Origin of the sequence: Pseudomonas sp. NPDC089530 (assembly GCF_050280705.1) — a bacterium.
Taxonomy (GTDB): domain Bacteria; phylum Pseudomonadota; class Gammaproteobacteria; order Pseudomonadales; family Pseudomonadaceae; genus Aquipseudomonas.
Genome location: NZ_JBNNVU010000110.1, coordinates 1 through 16272 on the forward strand (window position 1 = coordinate 1; position 16272 = coordinate 16272).

Annotated in this window: 17 protein-coding genes; 15 read left to right on the forward strand and 2 right to left on the reverse strand. The window is 63.7% G+C overall.

The features are described from left to right. The 7 genes from ACQKQA_RS26660 to ACQKQA_RS26690 form a co-directional block, all read left to right on the forward strand. Nucleotides 1-198: acyl carrier protein (locus ACQKQA_RS26660; RefSeq protein ID WP_427564087.1), on the forward strand; the 198-nt coding region annotated here is incomplete at its 5' end. Nucleotides 199-309: 111 nt separating this feature from the next. Beyond that, entirely contained in the window at nt 310-1554 is a 1245-nt protein-coding gene (gene fabF, locus ACQKQA_RS26665; protein ID WP_427564089.1) for a beta-ketoacyl-ACP synthase II, read from the forward strand. Next, on the forward strand, nt 1554-2369 hold the full coding sequence (gene pabC, locus ACQKQA_RS26670; RefSeq protein ID WP_427564091.1) for an aminodeoxychorismate lyase: 816 nt from the start codon (nt 1554-1556) through the stop codon (nt 2367-2369). Before fabF ends, pabC begins: the two co-directional genes overlap by 1 nt. 3 nt (nt 2370-2372) lie before the next feature. Further along, nucleotides 2373-3566, forward strand: coding sequence for an endolytic transglycosylase MltG (gene mltG / locus ACQKQA_RS26675; protein ID WP_427564093.1), 1194 nt, complete (start codon nt 2373-2375; stop codon nt 3564-3566). Between the two features lie 19 nt (nt 3567-3585). Next, complete coding sequence (tmk, locus tag ACQKQA_RS26680) at nt 3586-4218, forward strand: dTMP kinase (protein WP_427564095.1); 633 nt, start codon at nt 3586-3588, stop codon at nt 4216-4218. Beyond that, complete coding sequence (locus tag ACQKQA_RS26685; protein WP_427564097.1) at nt 4211-5197, forward strand: DNA polymerase III subunit delta'; 987 nt, start codon at nt 4211-4213, stop codon at nt 5195-5197. The genes tmk and ACQKQA_RS26685 overlap by 8 nt, the downstream gene beginning before the upstream one ends. An 80-nt stretch (nt 5198-5277) precedes the next feature. Then, nucleotides 5278-6063 carry a TatD family hydrolase gene (locus ACQKQA_RS26690; RefSeq protein ID WP_427564098.1) on the forward strand — a complete coding sequence of 262 codons (786 nt, stop codon included), beginning with the start codon at nt 5278-5280 and terminating at the stop codon, nt 6061-6063. Nucleotides 6064-6280: 217 nt separating this feature from the next. Here ACQKQA_RS26690 and ACQKQA_RS26695 read toward each other — a convergent pair whose 3' ends face one another. Next, entirely contained in the window at nt 6281-7414 is a 1134-nt protein-coding gene (locus tag ACQKQA_RS26695) for an aminotransferase class V-fold PLP-dependent enzyme (RefSeq protein ID WP_427564100.1), read from the reverse strand. A 78-nt stretch (nt 7415-7492) separates the two neighbouring features. Between ACQKQA_RS26695 and ACQKQA_RS26700 the strand changes: the two genes are divergently transcribed. The 8 genes from ACQKQA_RS26700 (at nt 7493) to ACQKQA_RS26735 (ending at nt 14887) form a co-directional block, all read left to right on the forward strand. Next, nucleotides 7493-8131 carry a TetR/AcrR family transcriptional regulator gene (locus ACQKQA_RS26700; RefSeq protein ID WP_427564102.1) on the forward strand — a complete coding sequence of 213 codons (639 nt, stop codon included), beginning with the start codon at nt 7493-7495 and terminating at the stop codon, nt 8129-8131. A 138-nt stretch (nt 8132-8269) separates the two neighbouring features. After that, on the forward strand, nt 8270-9238 hold the full coding sequence (locus ACQKQA_RS26705) for a GTP 3',8-cyclase MoaA (RefSeq protein WP_427564104.1): 969 nt from the start codon (nt 8270-8272) through the stop codon (nt 9236-9238). Nucleotides 9239-9382: 144 nt separating this feature from the next. Continuing rightward, nucleotides 9383-9985, forward strand: a complete 603-nt coding sequence (locus tag ACQKQA_RS26710) for a DUF4823 domain-containing protein (RefSeq protein WP_427564105.1) — start codon at nt 9383-9385, stop codon at nt 9983-9985. A 21-nt stretch (nt 9986-10006) separates the two neighbouring features. After that, entirely contained in the window at nt 10007-10570 is a 564-nt protein-coding gene (locus ACQKQA_RS26715; RefSeq protein WP_427564107.1) for a DUF1285 domain-containing protein, read from the forward strand. Between the two features lie 70 nt (nt 10571-10640). Continuing rightward, nucleotides 10641-11354, forward strand: coding sequence for a GntR family transcriptional regulator (locus tag ACQKQA_RS26720; RefSeq protein ID WP_427564108.1), 714 nt, complete (start codon nt 10641-10643; stop codon nt 11352-11354). Next, nucleotides 11351-12349 (forward strand): ADP-ribosylglycohydrolase family protein, encoded by a 999-nt coding sequence (locus tag ACQKQA_RS26725; RefSeq protein ID WP_427564110.1) that lies wholly within the window; start codon nt 11351-11353, stop codon nt 12347-12349. Before ACQKQA_RS26720 ends, ACQKQA_RS26725 begins: the two co-directional genes overlap by 4 nt. A gap of 152 nt (nt 12350-12501) precedes the next feature. After that, nucleotides 12502-13968, forward strand: a complete 1467-nt coding sequence (locus tag ACQKQA_RS26730; RefSeq protein WP_427564112.1) for a purine-cytosine permease family protein — start codon at nt 12502-12504, stop codon at nt 13966-13968. Continuing rightward, nucleotides 13961-14887: a PfkB family carbohydrate kinase gene (locus ACQKQA_RS26735; RefSeq protein WP_427564114.1), complete on the forward strand. Its 927-nt coding sequence runs from the start codon at nt 13961-13963 to the stop codon at nt 14885-14887. Before ACQKQA_RS26730 ends, ACQKQA_RS26735 begins: the two co-directional genes overlap by 8 nt. Before the next feature lie 86 nt (nt 14888-14973). Here ACQKQA_RS26735 and ACQKQA_RS26740 read toward each other — a convergent pair whose 3' ends face one another. Continuing rightward, complete coding sequence (locus ACQKQA_RS26740; protein ID WP_427564116.1) at nt 14974-16191, reverse strand: MFS transporter; 1218 nt, start codon at nt 16189-16191, stop codon at nt 14974-14976. Nucleotides 16192-16272: the final 81 nt, after the last annotated feature.

Consider the following 16272-nt stretch of genomic DNA (forward strand, 5'->3'; position numbering starts at 1 on the left):
GGCAACCGCAACAGCTCGCCGACCGATGGCCGATTCATTTTCCCTTCGCAATTGAGCGCAGTTGCCGCCACCCTTGACACCGTTGAGCTGGTGATGGCTCTGGAAGAGGAATTCGAGACCGAAATCCCTGACGAAGAAGCTGAAAAGATCACTACCGTTCAAGCAGCTATCGACTACGTTACCAGCCACCAGGCTTAATCGTATTTAGTCGTCTTTTGCTGTCATGGAAAAACCGCACTGCCGTTACGGCGTGCGGTTTTTTCTTTAGGCCCGATGCAAAGTGTCGTCATTAGAAAAAAGGAGAGTGCTGTGTCGCGTAGACGCGTCGTAGTCACCGGTATGGGTATGTTGTCGCCACTGGGTACGGATGTTCCGAGTAGCTGGCAGGGCATTCTGGCTGGCCGCAGTGGCATTGGTCTGATCGAGCACACCGACCTTTCTGCCTATTCCACCCGTTTTGGCGGCTCGGTAAAGGGCTTCAATGTCGAGGAATACCTGTCGGTCAAAGAGGCTCGCAAACTCGACCTGTTCATTCAATACGGCCTGGCGGCCGGTTTTCAGGCGGTGCGTAACGCCGGCCTGGAAGTGACCGATGCCAACCGTGAGCGAATCGGCGTTGCCATGGGGTCGGGTATTGGCGGTTTGACCAATATCGAAGAAACCAGCCGCACGCTGCATGATTCCGGCCCACGTCGAATTTCTCCGTTCTTCGTGCCTGGCTCGATCATCAATATGATTTCCGGGTTCCTGTCCATCCATCTGGGTGCCCAGGGGCCGAACTACGCCATTTCCACGGCCTGTACCACCGGTACCCACTGCATTGGCATGGCCGCCCGCAATATCGCGTTTGGCGAAGCCGACGTGATGATCGCTGGTGGCGCCGAAATGGCTGCCTGCGGCCTGGGTATGGGGGGCTTTGGCGCATCCCGCGCGCTGTCGACCCGCAACGACGAGCCGACCCGCGCCAGCCGTCCATGGGACAAGGGCCGTGATGGCTTCGTCCTGTCCGACGGTGCCGGCGCGCTGGTGCTCGAAGAGCTGGAGCACGCCAAGGCCCGTGGCGCGACCATCTATGCCGAGCTGATCGGTTTTGGCATGAGTGGCGACGCCTACCACATGACCTCGCCACCCGCCGATGGCGCCGGCGCGGCACGTTGCATCGCCAATGCGCTGCGCGACGCCAAGCTGAACGTCGAGCAGGTGCAGTACATCAACGCCCACGGTACCTCGACCCCTGCCGGTGACCTGGCGGAAGCCGAGGCGATCAAGACGGTGTTCGGCGAGCACGCCTACAAGCTGGCCGTCAGTTCCACCAAGTCCATGACCGGCCACCTGCTGGGTGCGGCAGGGGCGATCGAGGCCATCTTCAGCGTACTGGCGATCAACAGCCAGGCGGCGCCGCCGACCATCAACCTCGATGAGCCGGATGAAGGCTGCGACCTCGATTTCGTGCCGCACACCGCGCGCAACATGGATATCGATGTGGTGCTGTCCAACTCCTTCGGGTTTGGTGGCACCAACGGCTCCCTGGTGTTCCGCCGGTTCGCCGGCTGATGCAGAGCTGGGTCGACGGTCGGCCAGCTGACGTTCTGTCGCTCAAGGACCGCGGCCTGGCTTATGGCGATGGCCTGTTCGAGACCATCGCGGTCAGGGCTGGCCAGCCCTTGTTGCTGGAGCGGCATCTGTCACGCTTGGCCGAGGGTAGTACGCGTCTGGCGATCGCCGCCGACCAGGCGTTGATCCGCAGCGAACTCAAGGCCTATGCCTCGCAGTTGGGGGAGGGCGTGCTCAAGCTGATCCTCACCCGTGGCGACAGCCTGCGCGGTTACGCCGCCGATCCGCTGGCGCAGCCGCGACGTATTCTCCAGGGCAGTGCGCCGGCGGCTTACCCGGCGGCGCATGCCGAGCAGGGTATTCGCCTGTTCCCTTGCACCACTCGCCTGTCCGAGCAGCCCTTGCTCGCCGGCCTCAAGCACCTCAACCGCTTGGAGCAGGTGCTCGCCCGTTCCGAATGGCGGGACAGCGAGCATGCCGAAGGCTTGATGCTCGATGTGTCCGGACGAGTGATCGAGGGGGTCTTCAGCAATCTGTTCCTGGTGCGCGACGGCGTCTTGTTCACCGCCGACCTCAGTCGTTGCGGGGTCGCCGGCGTGATGCGTGCTGAAATATTGTTTCAGGCCGCGTCATTGGGGATCGCCACGGAAGTCGTCGACATCAGTCTGGAACAGCTGCAACAGGCCGACGAAGTCTTTGTCTGCAACAGCGTCTATGGCGTCTGGCCAGTGCTGGCCTGTGGTGCGCTGCGCTGGCCCGCCGGACCGCTCACCCGTAAACTGCAACGCATTGCCCGCGCGCTACTGGATGCCTGATTAGTGAGACGTAAATTACTGCTTCTGCTGGAGACCGGACTGGTTCTGGCCGGTCTGGCGCTGGGCGCCTCGGCCTGGAAGCTGAACTCGGCGCTGGAGCAACCTCTAAACCTGAGCCAAGAACAATTGCTCGACGTGCCGGCCGGCTCGACTCCGGGTGGTACCTTCAATCGCCTGCAAGCCAATGGTCTTCTCAAGGATGCGTTCTGGCTGCGTCTGTACTGGCGCTTCAATCTGGAAGGGGTGCCCCTGCACAGCGGCGAATATCGCATGACCCCGGGGATGACCGCACAAGGCCTGATCGGTGTCTGGCAGCGCGGCGAAGTGGTGCAGTACAGCCTGACGCTGGTGGAGGGCTGGACCTTCCGCCAGGTGCGCGCCGCGCTGGCCCGGCACGACAAGCTGGAGCAGACCCTGGAAGGCTTGAGCGACAGCGAAGTCATGGAAAAACTCGGCCATGCCGGGGTTTTCCCCGAAGGCCGATTCTTTCCCGATACCTACCGTTTCGTGCGTGGGATGAGCGATGCCGAGCTGCTGGAAAAAGCCTACGCCCGCCTGGACGAGGTGCTGGCCAAGGAATGGAACAAGCGCGCGCCCGATGCGCCTTATACCGAGCCTTATCAGGCGCTGATCATGGCCTCGCTGGTGGAGAAGGAAACCGGCGTGCCCCAGGAGCGCGGGCAGATTGCCGGGGTGTTCGTGCGCCGGATGCAGGTCGGCATGTTGCTGCAGACCGATCCGACCGTGATCTATGGCCTGGGCGAGCGTTACAACGGTAAGTTGACCCGGGCGTTGCTGAAGGAAGCGACGCCTTACAACACCTATGTGATCAGCGGTCTGCCACCGACCCCGATCGCCATGGTCGGTCGCGAGGCGATCCATGCCGCGCTCAACCCGGTGCCCGGCAGCAGTCTGTATTTCGTGGCGCGTGGCGATGGCAGCCATGTGTTCTCCGACGACCTGGATGCGCACAACAATGCCGTGCGCGAGTTCCAGCTCAAGCGCCGCGCCGATTATCGTTCCAGCCCGCCACCAGCGGGCAGCCCGGCCGCTGCCGAGGTGCCGGAATCCGCTCCGGCGGCAGCGTCCGATACAGCACCGGAAGAACCCGCCCAGGCCAGCCCGGAGGTGCCGCCACAGGTGCTCCGGGCCCCGGTTCAAGGGGCTGCTGAGCCCGAGCCGAAAAGCCCGCAATGACTTTGATTAAGGACCGCCCGTGACTGGCTTGTTTATTACCCTGGAAGGCCCGGAAGGCGCCGGCAAAAGCACCAACCGCGAATACCTGGCCGAGCGCCTGCGCGCCGCTGGTATCGAGGTGCTGCTGACCCGCGAGCCGGGCGGTACGCCCCTGGCGGAGCGGATCCGCGAAGTACTGCTGACCCCGGGTGACGAGATCATGAATCCCGACACCGAGCTGTTGCTGGTGTTCGCCGCTCGCGCCCAGCATCTGGCCGAGGTGATTCGCCCGGCGCTGGCCCGTGGCGCGGTGGTGTTGTGCGACCGCTTTACCGATTCCACCTATGCCTATCAGGGCGGTGGTCGTGGGTTGTCCCTGGAACGCATCGCTACCCTGGAACAGTTCGTCCAGGGCGAGCTGCGGCCCAACCTGACCCTGGTGTTCGACCTGCCGGTGGAAGTGGGGCTGGCGCGCGCCAGCGCCCGCGGGCGCCTGGACCGTTTCGAGCAGGAAGGGCGCGTATTCTTCGAGGCAGTACGCCAGGCGTACCTGAAGCGTGCAGAAGCCGATCCGATGCGTTACCTGCTGGTGGACGCCGCGCAGCCGCTGCCGCAGGTCCAGCAGGCGCTGGATGCCTTGTTGCCGAAGTTGCTGGAGCTGCACCGTGGCTGAGGCCTTTCCTTGGCAGGACGCGCTCTGGCAGCAACTGGCGGGCCGCCCGCAACATGCCCATGCCTATCTGCTTCACGGGCCGGCGGGTATCGGCAAGCGCGCGCTGGCCGAGCGCCTGATGGCGCGTTTGTTGTGCCAGCAACCGGCGGGGCTGGACGCCTGCGGGCAGTGCAAATCGTGCCTGTTGCTGCAGGCCGGCAGTCACCCGGACAACTATGTGCTGGAACCGGAAGAGGCGGACAAGGCGATCAAGGTCGACCAGGTGCGCGAACTGGTCAGCTTCGTGGTGCAGACTGCGCAACTGGGCGGGCGCAAGGTGGTGCTGATCGAACCAGTGGAGTCGATGAACATCAACGCCTCCAACGCGCTGCTGAAAAGCCTTGAAGAGCCGTCCGGCGATACGGTGCTGCTGCTGGTCAGCCATCAGCCGAGCCGCTTGTTGCCGACCATCAAGAGCCGCTGCGTGCAGCAGGCCTGCCCGTTGCCCAGCGAGGCCATGAGCCTGCAATGGCTGAGCAAGGCCCTGCCGGACTGCCCGGAAGAAGAGCGGGTCGAGTTGCTGACCCTGGCGGCCGGTTCGCCCCTGGCGGCAGTCAGCCTGCAGACCCAGGGCGCGCGCGAGCAGCGAGCGCAGGTGGTCGACGGGGTGAAGAAGCTGCTCAAGCAGCAGCAATCGCCGACCCAACTGGCCGAGGGTTGGAATGCGATACCCTTGCTCCTGCTGTTCGACTGGTTCTGTGATTGGTCGAACCTGATTCTGCGTTATCAGCTGACGCAGGACGAGGAGGGGCTGGGGTTGGCCGATATGCGCAAAGTGGTGCAGTACCTGGCGCAGAAGTCTTCCCAGGCCAAGGTCCTGGAGATCCAGGACTGGATCCTTGCGCAGCGCCAGAAGGTGCTGAACAAGGCCAACCTCAATCGGGTGCTGCTGCTCGAAGCCTTGCTGGTGCAGTGGGCCGCACTGCCGGGTCGCAGCTGACGGCAACGTGGACCCAAACCGAATCGCCGGCCGCTCCCCGGGCCGGCCTGTTCATTGACCGAATGTGGTTGTTGCTTCTTATGCTCGTAGATTCCCATTGTCACCTCGACCGCCTTGATCTCGCCGCCCACGACGGCTCCCTGGATGCCGCCCTGGAAGCGGCGCGTCAGCGCGGGGTCGGGCACTTCCTGTGCATCGGCGTCAGCGCCGACAACGCCGCCGACGTCAAAGCCCTGGCCGAGCGCTATGACGACGTCGACTGTTCGGTTGGCGTCCATCCCCTGGATGTCCAGCCCGGCAGCGCGCCAGCCCTGGACTGGCTGCTGCAGGAGCTGAATCACCCGCGGGTGGTGGCCATTGGCGAAACCGGCCTGGACTACCACTACGAGCCGGAAGCGGCGGAGCTGCAGCAGGAGTCCTTCCGCCTGCACCTGCAAGCCGCCCAGCAGACCGGCAAGCCGGTGATCGTCCATACCCGTGGCGCGCGCGCCGATACCCTGGCCTTGCTGCGTGAAGCGGCGTTGCCGCAAGCCGGGGTCCTGCATTGCTTCACCGAAGACTGGGACATGGCCAAGGCTGCGCTGGATTTGGGCTTCTATATTTCCCTGTCCGGGATTGTCACGTTCCGCAATGCCGACGCATTGCGGGACGTGGCGCGCCAGGTGCCGGCCGACCGTTTGCTGGTGGAAACCGATTCGCCGTACCTGGCGCCGATTCCGTATCGCGGCAAACCCAACCTGCCGCAGTACGTGCGTGAAGTCGCCGAGTTCCTGGCCATGCTGCGGGGCGAGCCCTACGAGCGTTTTGCCGAGCAGACCACCGAGAACTTCAAGCGGCTGTTTCCGCTGGCGCACGTCAAGGGCTGAATCGCGGGCAAAAAAAACCCGGGTTCTGGGGGGTGAATCCGGGTTAAGACCATTAGGAGTAAAACAAAGGCACGCCATCCCTTGGTACCTTCATCGGCGCTTCACTTGGGGGAGATGTCACGCCGACAGTTCAAGTATTGATCACTATTGCGTTCAGTCCAGTTGGCCTTGCTCGTTTTTTAAACAATTTTGGAATACGGGCGCTTCGCTTGAGTTCTCATTGCCGGGCTATGTCCGCCACGATGGCGATAGTTTCGTCGATCACGCTTTTTTCTGTATAGAAATGCGGTGAAAATCGAACGCCAGGGCCGCGGGGGATGCACACCACCTGTTGCAGGCGCAGGGCTTCATAAACCGCCTGATTATCGATGCCATCGATACTGAAGGAAAAAATGCCGCCACGTCGGGCCGGGTTGAGCGGGGTGTGCAGACGCACACCGGGGATGGCGCTCAAACCTTCCTGAAGCCACTGGACCCGTTCGGCGATCAGCGTCGCCACTTGCTCCATGCCCACTTCTTCCAACAACGACAGGCTCGCTTCCAGGGCCATGGCGCCGAGCGTATTCGGGCTGCCACATTCGAAGCGTCGCGCGCTCTTGGCCGGTTCCCATTCGTCGCGGCTGTAATTGCCCATGTGCTCCAGCATGTGCCAGCCGAACTCATGGAGCTTGAGCTGCGTGCGCAGCTCGCTGCGGCAATAGAACGCGCCAAGGCCTTCGGGGCCGAGCATCCATTTGTGCCCGTCGGCCATGGCGAAGTCGCATTGATAGGCCTGGACATCGAAGGGCTGGGCCCCCAGTTGCTGGATGGCATCGATGCAGAACAGCACGTTCTGTTGCTTGCAGTCGGCGCCCAGGCGTTGCAGGTCCAGGCGCAGGCCGCTGGCAAACTGCACGGCGCTGATCGCCATCAACCGGGTACGTGGCCCACAGGCCGCCAGTAGCGCGCCTTCCGGGTCGTCGCCCTTGAGGCTGACCTGGAGTACTTCCACGCCCTGGGTGGCCAGGGCTTCCCAGACGATACGGTTGGAGGGGAATTCTTCATCGCTGATGACGATCTGGTCGCCTTTTTCCCAGGTCAGGCCAAAGGCGACGAATGACAGCGCTTCCGAAGTATTTTTGACCAGTGCGATGTCATCCGTTGACGGTGCATTTAGCAGGCGCATCAGGCGTTCGCGCAGGCGTTGTTCGAGGGCCATCCAGTCCGGATAGTCCCGCGCGCCCAGCAAAACGTTCTCTTTGGCGAAGCGCGCCACGGCTTCGGCGGCCCGATTCGGCCAGGGGGCGACGGCCGCATGATTCAAATAACGCAGGCCCGGGGCCTGTACAAATTCATCAAGAAACATAGTCATGGTCGGATGATCCGTGCATTTTGGCGCAATTTAGGCATAATACGCGGCTTCGATTTTGACCCCGACAGACCTTTTCTTATGCAGAAAGAACCTCGTAAGGTCCGTGAGTTTCGTCGCCGCGAGCAAGAAATTCTCGATACCGCGCTCAAGCTGTTCCTCGAACAAGGTGAAGACAGCGTCACCGTCGAGATGATCGCTGATGCCGTTGGTATCGGCAAAGGGACCATCTACAAGCACTTCAAGTCCAAGGCGGAGATCTATCTGCGCCTGATGCTCGATTACGAGCGCGACCTGAACGAGCTGCTGCACTCTGCCGATGTCGACAAGGACAAGGAAGCCCTGTCCCGGGCCTACTTCGAATTCCGCATGCGCGATCCGCAGCGTTACCGGCTGTTCGATCGCCTGGAAGAGAAGGTGGTCAAGGGCAACCAGGTGCCGGAAATGGTCGAGGAGCTGCACAAGATCCGTGCATCCAACTTCGAACGCCTGACCTCGTTGATCAAGGGCCGCATCAGCGAAGGCAAGCTCGAGGACGTGCCGCCTTACTTCCACTACTGCGCATCCTGGGCGCTGGTGCATGGCGCCGTGGCGCTGTACCACTCGCCGTTCTGGAGCAATGTGCTGGAAGACCAGGAAGGCTTCTTCCAGTTCCTGATGGACATCGGCGTGCGCATGGGCAACAAGCGCAAGCGCGATCCCGACACCTCCGGCAGCTGATTCATTCAGTGGCCTGATGGCGTCATGATTTCTCTATATGGCGCCGTCTCCCGGGAATATACTCAGGCATGGGACTTGCCAAAAACTGATTTATGAGTCAGGTTTTGGCGGTTCACTCTTCCTTCGCCGGAGTCCTCCATGATCGTTGACCGTCAAGGCAGGCGTTTTCGCAACCTGCGTATCAGTCTGACGTCTGCCTGCAACTACGCCTGTACCTACTGTGTGCCCAATGGCAAGCGGCTGGTGGCTGCCCAGGACGAGTTGTCGGCCGAGGCCATGGCGCGCGGCGTGGCCTACCTGATCGAGGCGGCGGGCATCGAGCGCCTGCGCATCACCGGTGGCGAACCCCTGGTCAGTCCGAAACTGGAAGCCTTCATGGGCGCGGTAGGGCAGATGGGCCTGGAAGACATCAGCCTGACCACCAATGGCCAACTATTGGCGCGCAAGCTGCCGCTGCTGGTGGATGCCGGCATCCGGCGCATCAACGTTTCCCTCGACACCCTGGATGCCTCGGCTTTCCGCAGCATCGCCCGTGGCGGCGACCTGGCGACGGTGCTCGATGGCATGGAGCAGGCTCGGGCGGCGGGCCTGAAGATCAAGGTCAATATGGTGCCGTTGCGCGGGCAGAACCTGGATCAAGTGATGCCGTTGCTCGACTACTGCCTGGAGCGGGGCTACGAGTTGCGCTTTATCGAGCTGATGCGCATGGGCCACCTGGCCAGCGATTCCAATGCGTTCCTGCAGCAGTTCGTCAGCCTGCAACAGCTGTTGAGTCTGATTGGCGAGCGCTACGAATACCTGCAGGCGGATGCGCCGGTGGACGCCACTGCCGTGCGTTATGAAATCCCGGGGTTGGGCCACTTCGGCGTGATCGCCAACGAAAGCGTGCCGTTCTGCCGGACCTGCTCGCGTCTGCGGCTGTCGTCCACCGGTTGGCTGCACGGTTGCCTGTCGTCGAGCAATCGGCATTACGTTGGCGATTTGCTGGACAAGCCGCGCCATCAAGCCTTGCCGGCCTTGCAGCGCCTGCTGGTCAAGGCCCTGGGCGACAAGCAGGATGTGGCATTCTCCGGCGGCGCGACCGTGATGAAAATCATCGGTGGCTAAGCCTCCCGCTCGCTGATTCCCATCCTCTGTAGCCGTCCGTTCAATTGCATCCGACAGGTTTACCAGCGCTCTGGACGAGCTGGCGCGGAAGCTGCATCTCGTGGCCATTCGCCGGTTTTCCGTCACCGGCTTCTGGAGGGAAGGATGCGTAGCCTGGTTTTGCTGCTGGCTTTTTTGGGGCTCGGCGGCTGCATGAATGTCAGCGATATGGGCGAGGGCGTCCGCTATCACATGGGGGATGCGGGGTTCCTCGATCACAGTAATACCCAGCGCTCCAATTCGTTCCGCGTTCAGCCGGACTCGTTCATTTTCATTGCCCAGGGGGCCTTCGCGCCGCCGGGCGGTGCCTACCCGCGGCCTAACGTGGTGGCCGAGGAAGCCTTCAAGGGCTTTATCGAATACTTCCCGATGGTCCGCCGCGCCCGCGCTCCGGAAGGCCTGGACCAGGCCATGGCCGAGGCCCGCGAGCTGGGTGCGCATTACCTGCTGTACACCCGATTCGCCAAGGCCGACGACCGCATCGGCAACTCGGATGAATGGTCCGACCAGGAAGCCGTGGATCGCCTGGGGATCGACAGTGGGGTGATTCAGATCATGCTGATCGAGACCAGCACCCAGTATCTGATCGACACCGCGCGGATTCGCAGTCGCGGCGGTTTACTGACGTTCCACGACAACAAGCCGGAAGACCTGATCGGTCCGCCGCTCGAGCAATACGCCCGCAGCCTGTTAGGCTTGAGCGACTGAACCAGGCACGAGGAGAGCAGCATGAGTGGTCCGGGCAAAGCCAGCGATCTGTTGGCGCAGATCCCCAAGACCGAGAAGGGCTTGCCGCCGGTGCACCTGTGGAACCCCGACTTCTGTGGCGATATCGACATGCGTATCGCCCGCGACGGCACCTGGTACTACCTGGGGACTCCCATTGGCCGCAAGCCGATGGTCAAGCTGTTCTCCACCATCATTCGCCGCGACGGCGACGACTACTTCCTGATCACTCCGGTGGAAAAGGTCGGCATCAAGGTCGATGACGCGCCCTTTGTCGCCGTCACCCTGGAGGTCGAAGGCACGGGCGAGGCGCAGGTCCTGCGTTTTACCAGCAACGTCGACGAGCAGTTCGCCGCCGGCACCGAGCATCCGCTGCGGGTGGTGATCGATCCTCGGACCGAGGAACCGGCGCCTTACGTGCTGGTGCGCAGCAACCTGGAAGCGCTGGTGCACCGCAACGTGTTCTACCAACTGGTGGAGCTGGCGGTGAGCCGCCCGATAGAGGGGCAGAACTGGCTGGGCGTCTGGAGTGGCGGGGTGTTCTTCCCCATCGGCCTGGAGCCGTGAAGTCGGAAACGTTTTGTTGAACGAATAAATATCTTGCGACGAAGATCCCGTTTCATGTATCAATTTGTACATGATTAAACATGTCCGATTTGACAAGAAAAAACGCGTGGTCGACGAGTTGATCCGGCGCATCGAAAGCGGCCTCATGGAGGACGGTTTCCTGTTGCCGGGCGAGCACCAGTTGGCCGAGGAATTCTCGGTGAGTCGTGGCACCTTGCGTGAGGCCCTGGCCGAACTCAAGCGCCGCAACTACATCGCCACCCAGAGCGGGGTCGGCTCCATCGTCACCTATGACGGTGTGGTGCTGGACCAGCAAAGCGGTTGGGCCCAGGCCCTGGCGGACACCGGTGCGCTGATCAACACCGAAGTGCTGCGCCTGGAGGCGGTGCAGCGTCCTGACCTGCTCAGCCGTTTCGGCACCGACCAATTCATAGCCCTGGACCGGCGTCGGCGTTCTACCGACGGCACCGTGGTTTCCCTTGAACGTTCCCTGATGCCCGCGACCGGAGGCCTGGAAAGCCTGCCGCGCGTAGGGCTGATCGATGATTCCCTGACCATTACCCTGGCCGCCTATGGCTATATCGGCGAACGCGGCGATCAATGGATCGGCGCCGAGCCACTGAACGAAGAGCAGGCACAACTGCTGGGGCGCCCGGCCGGCACTGTGTTCCTCAAGGCCCTGCGGACCACCTATGACCGTCGCGGACGTTTCATGGAGCAGGTGGAAAGTTTCCTCGACCCGGTGCACTTTCGCTTGCACCTGCAATTCGGAGCGCAGAAATGATCCCCCTGGATCGCGCTCTGGGCGCCTTTTACGGGTTGGCCCTGGGCGATGCCCTGGGCATGCCGACCCAATCCCTCAGCCGGCAGCAGATCAAGCAGCGCTTCGGCGCTATCCGCGGCCTGGAAGACGCCGGCCCCGATCAGCCGATCGCCGCCAACATGCCCAAGGGGTCGATCACCGATGACACCGAACAGGCGATCCTGGTCGGCGATCTGCTGGTGGCGGGCAAGGGCCGGATCGAACCGGCGGCGCTGGCCCACAGTTTGATCGAGTGGGAAGCGGCGATGCAGGCCAAGGGTTCCCAGGACCTTCTGGGTCCTTCGACCAAGCGCGCCATCGAGATGATCCTCGCCGGGCATACCGCCGAAGAAGCCGGACGTTACGGCACCACCAACGGTGCGGCGATGCGCATCACTCCGGTGGGCATCATGGCGAATGTCGAGGATGCCCAGGCGTTTATCCGTACCGTGGTCGAGGCCTGCCAGGTCACCCACAACACCACGCTGGGCATTTCCAGCGCGGCGGCGGTGGCGGCGGTGGTTTCCGCAGGCATCAATGGCGTTCCGCTGGGAGATGCCTTGCAGGTCGGCATACAGATCGCCCAAGAGGCCGAGCGGCATGGGCACTGGGTGGCTGGCGGCCGTATCGCTACCCGGATCAGTTGGGCGCGCACCCTCAGCGTCGAAAGCGACAAGGCGCTGCTGGCCGACCTGCTGTACGACGTGATTGGCACCTCCGTCGCCTCCCAGGAGTCGGTGGTGGTGTCCTTCGCCCTGGCCCATCAGGTAGCCATCGGCGAGTTGCAGGCATTCGAGGCGCTGTGCATGGCCGCGAGCCTGGGTGGCGACACCGACACCATTGCTGCCATCCTCGGCGCGATGCTCGGCGCTTGCCAGGGGATGGGCTGCTGGCCGGCCGCCCTGATCGAACAGATCAAGCAGGTCAACGACCTGGATCTCGAGCCGCTGGTACAGGGGCTGCTGGCCCTGCGTTAAGGCGACCGGCTGCATGGCCCAGGCTCCGCCATGGGCCTGTCGCTGAACCTTTTTTGCCATGGATAGCAGGAACACGGCACGGAATGCCGGGATGTCTGGTCGACTTCCGAAATTGCCGACAATCACAAAATAAGGGCAACAGGAGTGTTTTCATGAGTGCATCGAACACCGGGCAAAGCGCCGGGCAACTGGAAACCCGGGGCATCGAACCGGTGCCGGAAGGCGAGTGCAATGGCCATCCGCTGCAACTGTTCTGGGTCTGGTTCGCCGCCAACATCAGTATTCTCGGCTTGCCGCTGGGGGCGACCCTGGTGGCCTTTCGCGGGTTGTCGATCTGGCAGGCGATCATTGTCGCCATTCTCGGCGCCGCCGGTTCGTTCGCCGTGGTGGGGATCATCTCCATCGCCGGGCGTCGCGGGCGGGCGCCGAGCCTGACGCTGTCGCGGGCGATCTTCGGCGTGCGCGGCAATATCGGTCCGACCCTGGTGTCGCTGATGTCGCGCGTGGGCTGGGAAACCGTCAACACCACCACCGCCGCCTTCGTCCTGCTGTCACTGTGTTCGATCCTGTTCGGTTCGCCGGTGGAGGCCAAGAGCGCGCCGGCGCTGACCCTGGTGTTCATCGGTATCTTCGTGCTGCTGACCCTGGCGGTTTCCGGCCTCGGTCACGCGACCCTGCTGGTGATCCAGAAGTGGGCCACCTATGTGTTCGGCGCGCTGAACCTGCTGGTGGGCGGTTTCCTCTGCGCCACCGTCGACTGGAGCGCGGTGTTCAACGCTACCCCGGCGCCGCTGAGCGCGATGATCATCGGCGTCGGCACCATGGCCGCCGGCACCGGTATCGGCTGGGCCAATACCGGCGCCGACATGTCCCGTTATCAGCATCGCAGCGTCAGCGCCGCGCGCCTGGTGGCGTCGGCGGCCTTCGGCGCCGGCATTCCGCTGGTGCTGCTGATTACCCTGGGCGGCCTGCTGTCGGTGGGCAACGACGACCTGGCCGCGGCCACCGACCCGATCGTGGCGATCCGCGATATGCTGCCGACCTGGATGGCGGTGCCGTACCTGATCACGGCGTTCGGCGGCCTGCTGCTGTCGAACAACCTGTCGGTGTATTCGGCCGGCCTGACTACCCTGACCCTGGGGCTCAAGGTCAAGCGGGTGTACGCGGTGGTGGTGGACATCGTGGCGATCTTCGCCGGCTCCATCTACTTCATGCTGATCGCCGAGAGCTTCTACGGGCCGTTCATTACCTTCATTTCGTTGTTGGCGGTACCTATCACCGCCTGGGTCGGGATCTTCATCGTCGACCTGATCCATCGTCAGTACTACAGCGCCAAGGACTTGCTGGACGTCAGCCCGAGCAGCGCCTACTGGTACCGCGGCGGCGTCGAGTGGCGGGCTTTCGGCGCCTGGGCCCTGGCCATCGTGCTGGGGTTCAGCTTCACCACCATCGGCACCACCGCCGACAACGTCTGGTTCGCCGGGCCGCTGGCCGATTCCTGGCTGGGTCATAACGGCCTGGGCTGGATCGTCACCTTCCTCCTGGCCGGTGGGGTGTATGCCGTGCTGGGCGGGGCTCGGGACCGCCGTGCCGCCTTTGTCGAGAATGCCAATGCCTAGAATGCTGCACACCGGCCAGGTAATGGTCGACCTGGTGATGTCCGTGGACCGCCTGCCCAGTTCGGGCGGTGACGTGCTGGCGCAGTCCGCCAGCTTCGAGGCCGGCGGCGGTTTCAATGTGATGGCCGCCGCGCAGCGTAACGGCTTGGCAGTGCTGTACCTGGGACGCCACGGCAACGGCCGCTTCGGCGACCTGGCGCGGGAGGCGATGCACGCCGAGGGCATCCAGATCGGCCTGCCTGCCAGCCGCGCCGAGGACACCGGCCTGTGCGTGGCGCTGACCGAAGCCACGGCCGAGCGCAGCTTCATTTCCTACATCGGCGCCGAGGGCCAGCTTTCCATGGAGGATCTGGCCAGCGTGGCGGTGCGGCCTGACGACTCTGTCTATGTCAGCGGCTACAGCCTGCTGCATGCCGGCAAGGCCCAGGCGCTGCTGGACTGGCTGCTGGCCTTGCCCCGGGCGATCCAGGTGGTGTTCGACCCGGGCCCGCTGGTGGATTCGCCGGATTCCACGGCGATGCGCGCGCTGCTGCCGCGCATCGATATCTGGACCAGCAACAGCGTCGAGGCCCTGCGCTTCACGGGCGCGTCGGACATCGCCGAAGCCCTGCTGCGCCTGCATGAGATGCTGGCGGGAGAGGTCTTGCTGGTGGTCAGGGACGGGCCCCAGGGCTGCTGGGTCAGCCAGCATCGCCACCATGAACATGTGCCGGGCTTCAAGGTCCAGGCGGTGGACAGCAACGGTGCCGGCGATGCCCATGCCGGTGTTTTTGTCGCTGCCCTGGCCCAGGGGCTGGCGCCGGTTCAAGCGGCGCGCCGGGCCAACGCCGCCGCAGCTCTGGCGGTGACCCGCTGGGGGCCGGCCACCGCGCCGGGCACGGCGCAGGTGGATGAGCTGCTCAACGGGCGCGGCGCCTGAAAGAGGGAGGATCGTGAGCAAACTCGCGTCTGTAGGAGCGAGCTTGCCCGCGATAGCGGTCTACCCGCCAATACGCAGCGACGGCTTCAGGCGTTCTGCAGGACCTTGTCGCGGTTCAGCCCGCGCCAGAGCAGGCGCCCGACACTGATCAGCCAGTTCAGCGCTGCCACCGCCAGGACCGTGAGCAACAGGCTCGACATACCCTGTTCGACGATGATCCGCCCGGCCAGCAGCGGGAAGCCGAAGACCCCGATAAAGTAGGCCAGGCTGAACAGCAGCAGGGCTTGCGGGGTGCTGCCGGGCGGCGCTTCGTTGGCCGCCAGGCCGTTGATCACCGAGTAGGTCAGGCCGTAGCCGACGCCCAGCAGCACGGCGGCCAGCAGGTAACTCGCCGCGTCGTCGACCATGAAGCGGAACATCAGGATCGACACCAGCATCAGCCCCGAGAGCAGGCAAGCCGCGCGGTAGGCGTCGCGCTTGACCACGAAGCCGGCGACCAGTAGGCGACTGCCGATGGCGGCCGCCATGAACCCGAGAAAGAACAGTGAATAGTCCAGCGAGCGGGAGGCCGCGTAGCTGGTCTGGAAACTCGACAGGCCGCCGAAGACGCAACCGCCGAGGCCGACCATCAGGATCGGGAACAGCGCCTTCGACGACAGTACCCGGACACTGCTGGCCCAACTGATTTTCGCCGCGCCGCCGCCCAGGTGGCTGGGGTGTTTCTTCAGCGTTGTGCCCAGGCGCCAGAAGATCAGCACACCGATCAGGCCGGCGGCCGCCGCGAGTACAAAGGCCGCGGTCAGCGGATAGCCCAGGGCACTGGCCAGCCGTCCCAACAGCGGGCCGGAGCCGATGCCGCTCATCATGCTGCCCGAAAGCAGGGCGAAGAACCTGGCTCGTTGCGCCGGCGCGACCATCATCGCCACGATGATCGGCCCCAGGGTGTAGAACACCCCCCAGCCCAGGCCCAGGGTCAGGCCGAAAAACAGCAACCCATCGCCGTAGCCCGGGGTCAGGGCAAAGCCCAGGCTGGCGACCACCAGCAGGCAGCCGAACAGGGCGATCGAGCGGGCGGCGCCCAGCAGGTCCGAAAGGTGCCCGGAGAAGATCACCGCGACAAAGGTGCTGAGCATGGCCACCGAAATCACGCTGCCGGCATCGTGCTCGTCACCGCCGCGCGAGCCGATCAGCAGCGAGAGCAGGAAGGTCGAACCGTAGGACAGCGACAGCAGATAGCTGGCCAGGCAGAACAGCCCGAACAGCCGGGTTGGAACCGTGGGGGGCAGGGTACTGCTCGGGGACATGGATGGGCCTCATGTCGGGTGCGATGGATGAGGCGCTTTTCTAGCATGGGCGCAGGATGCGTTGGTTGTGATCTTGCACGT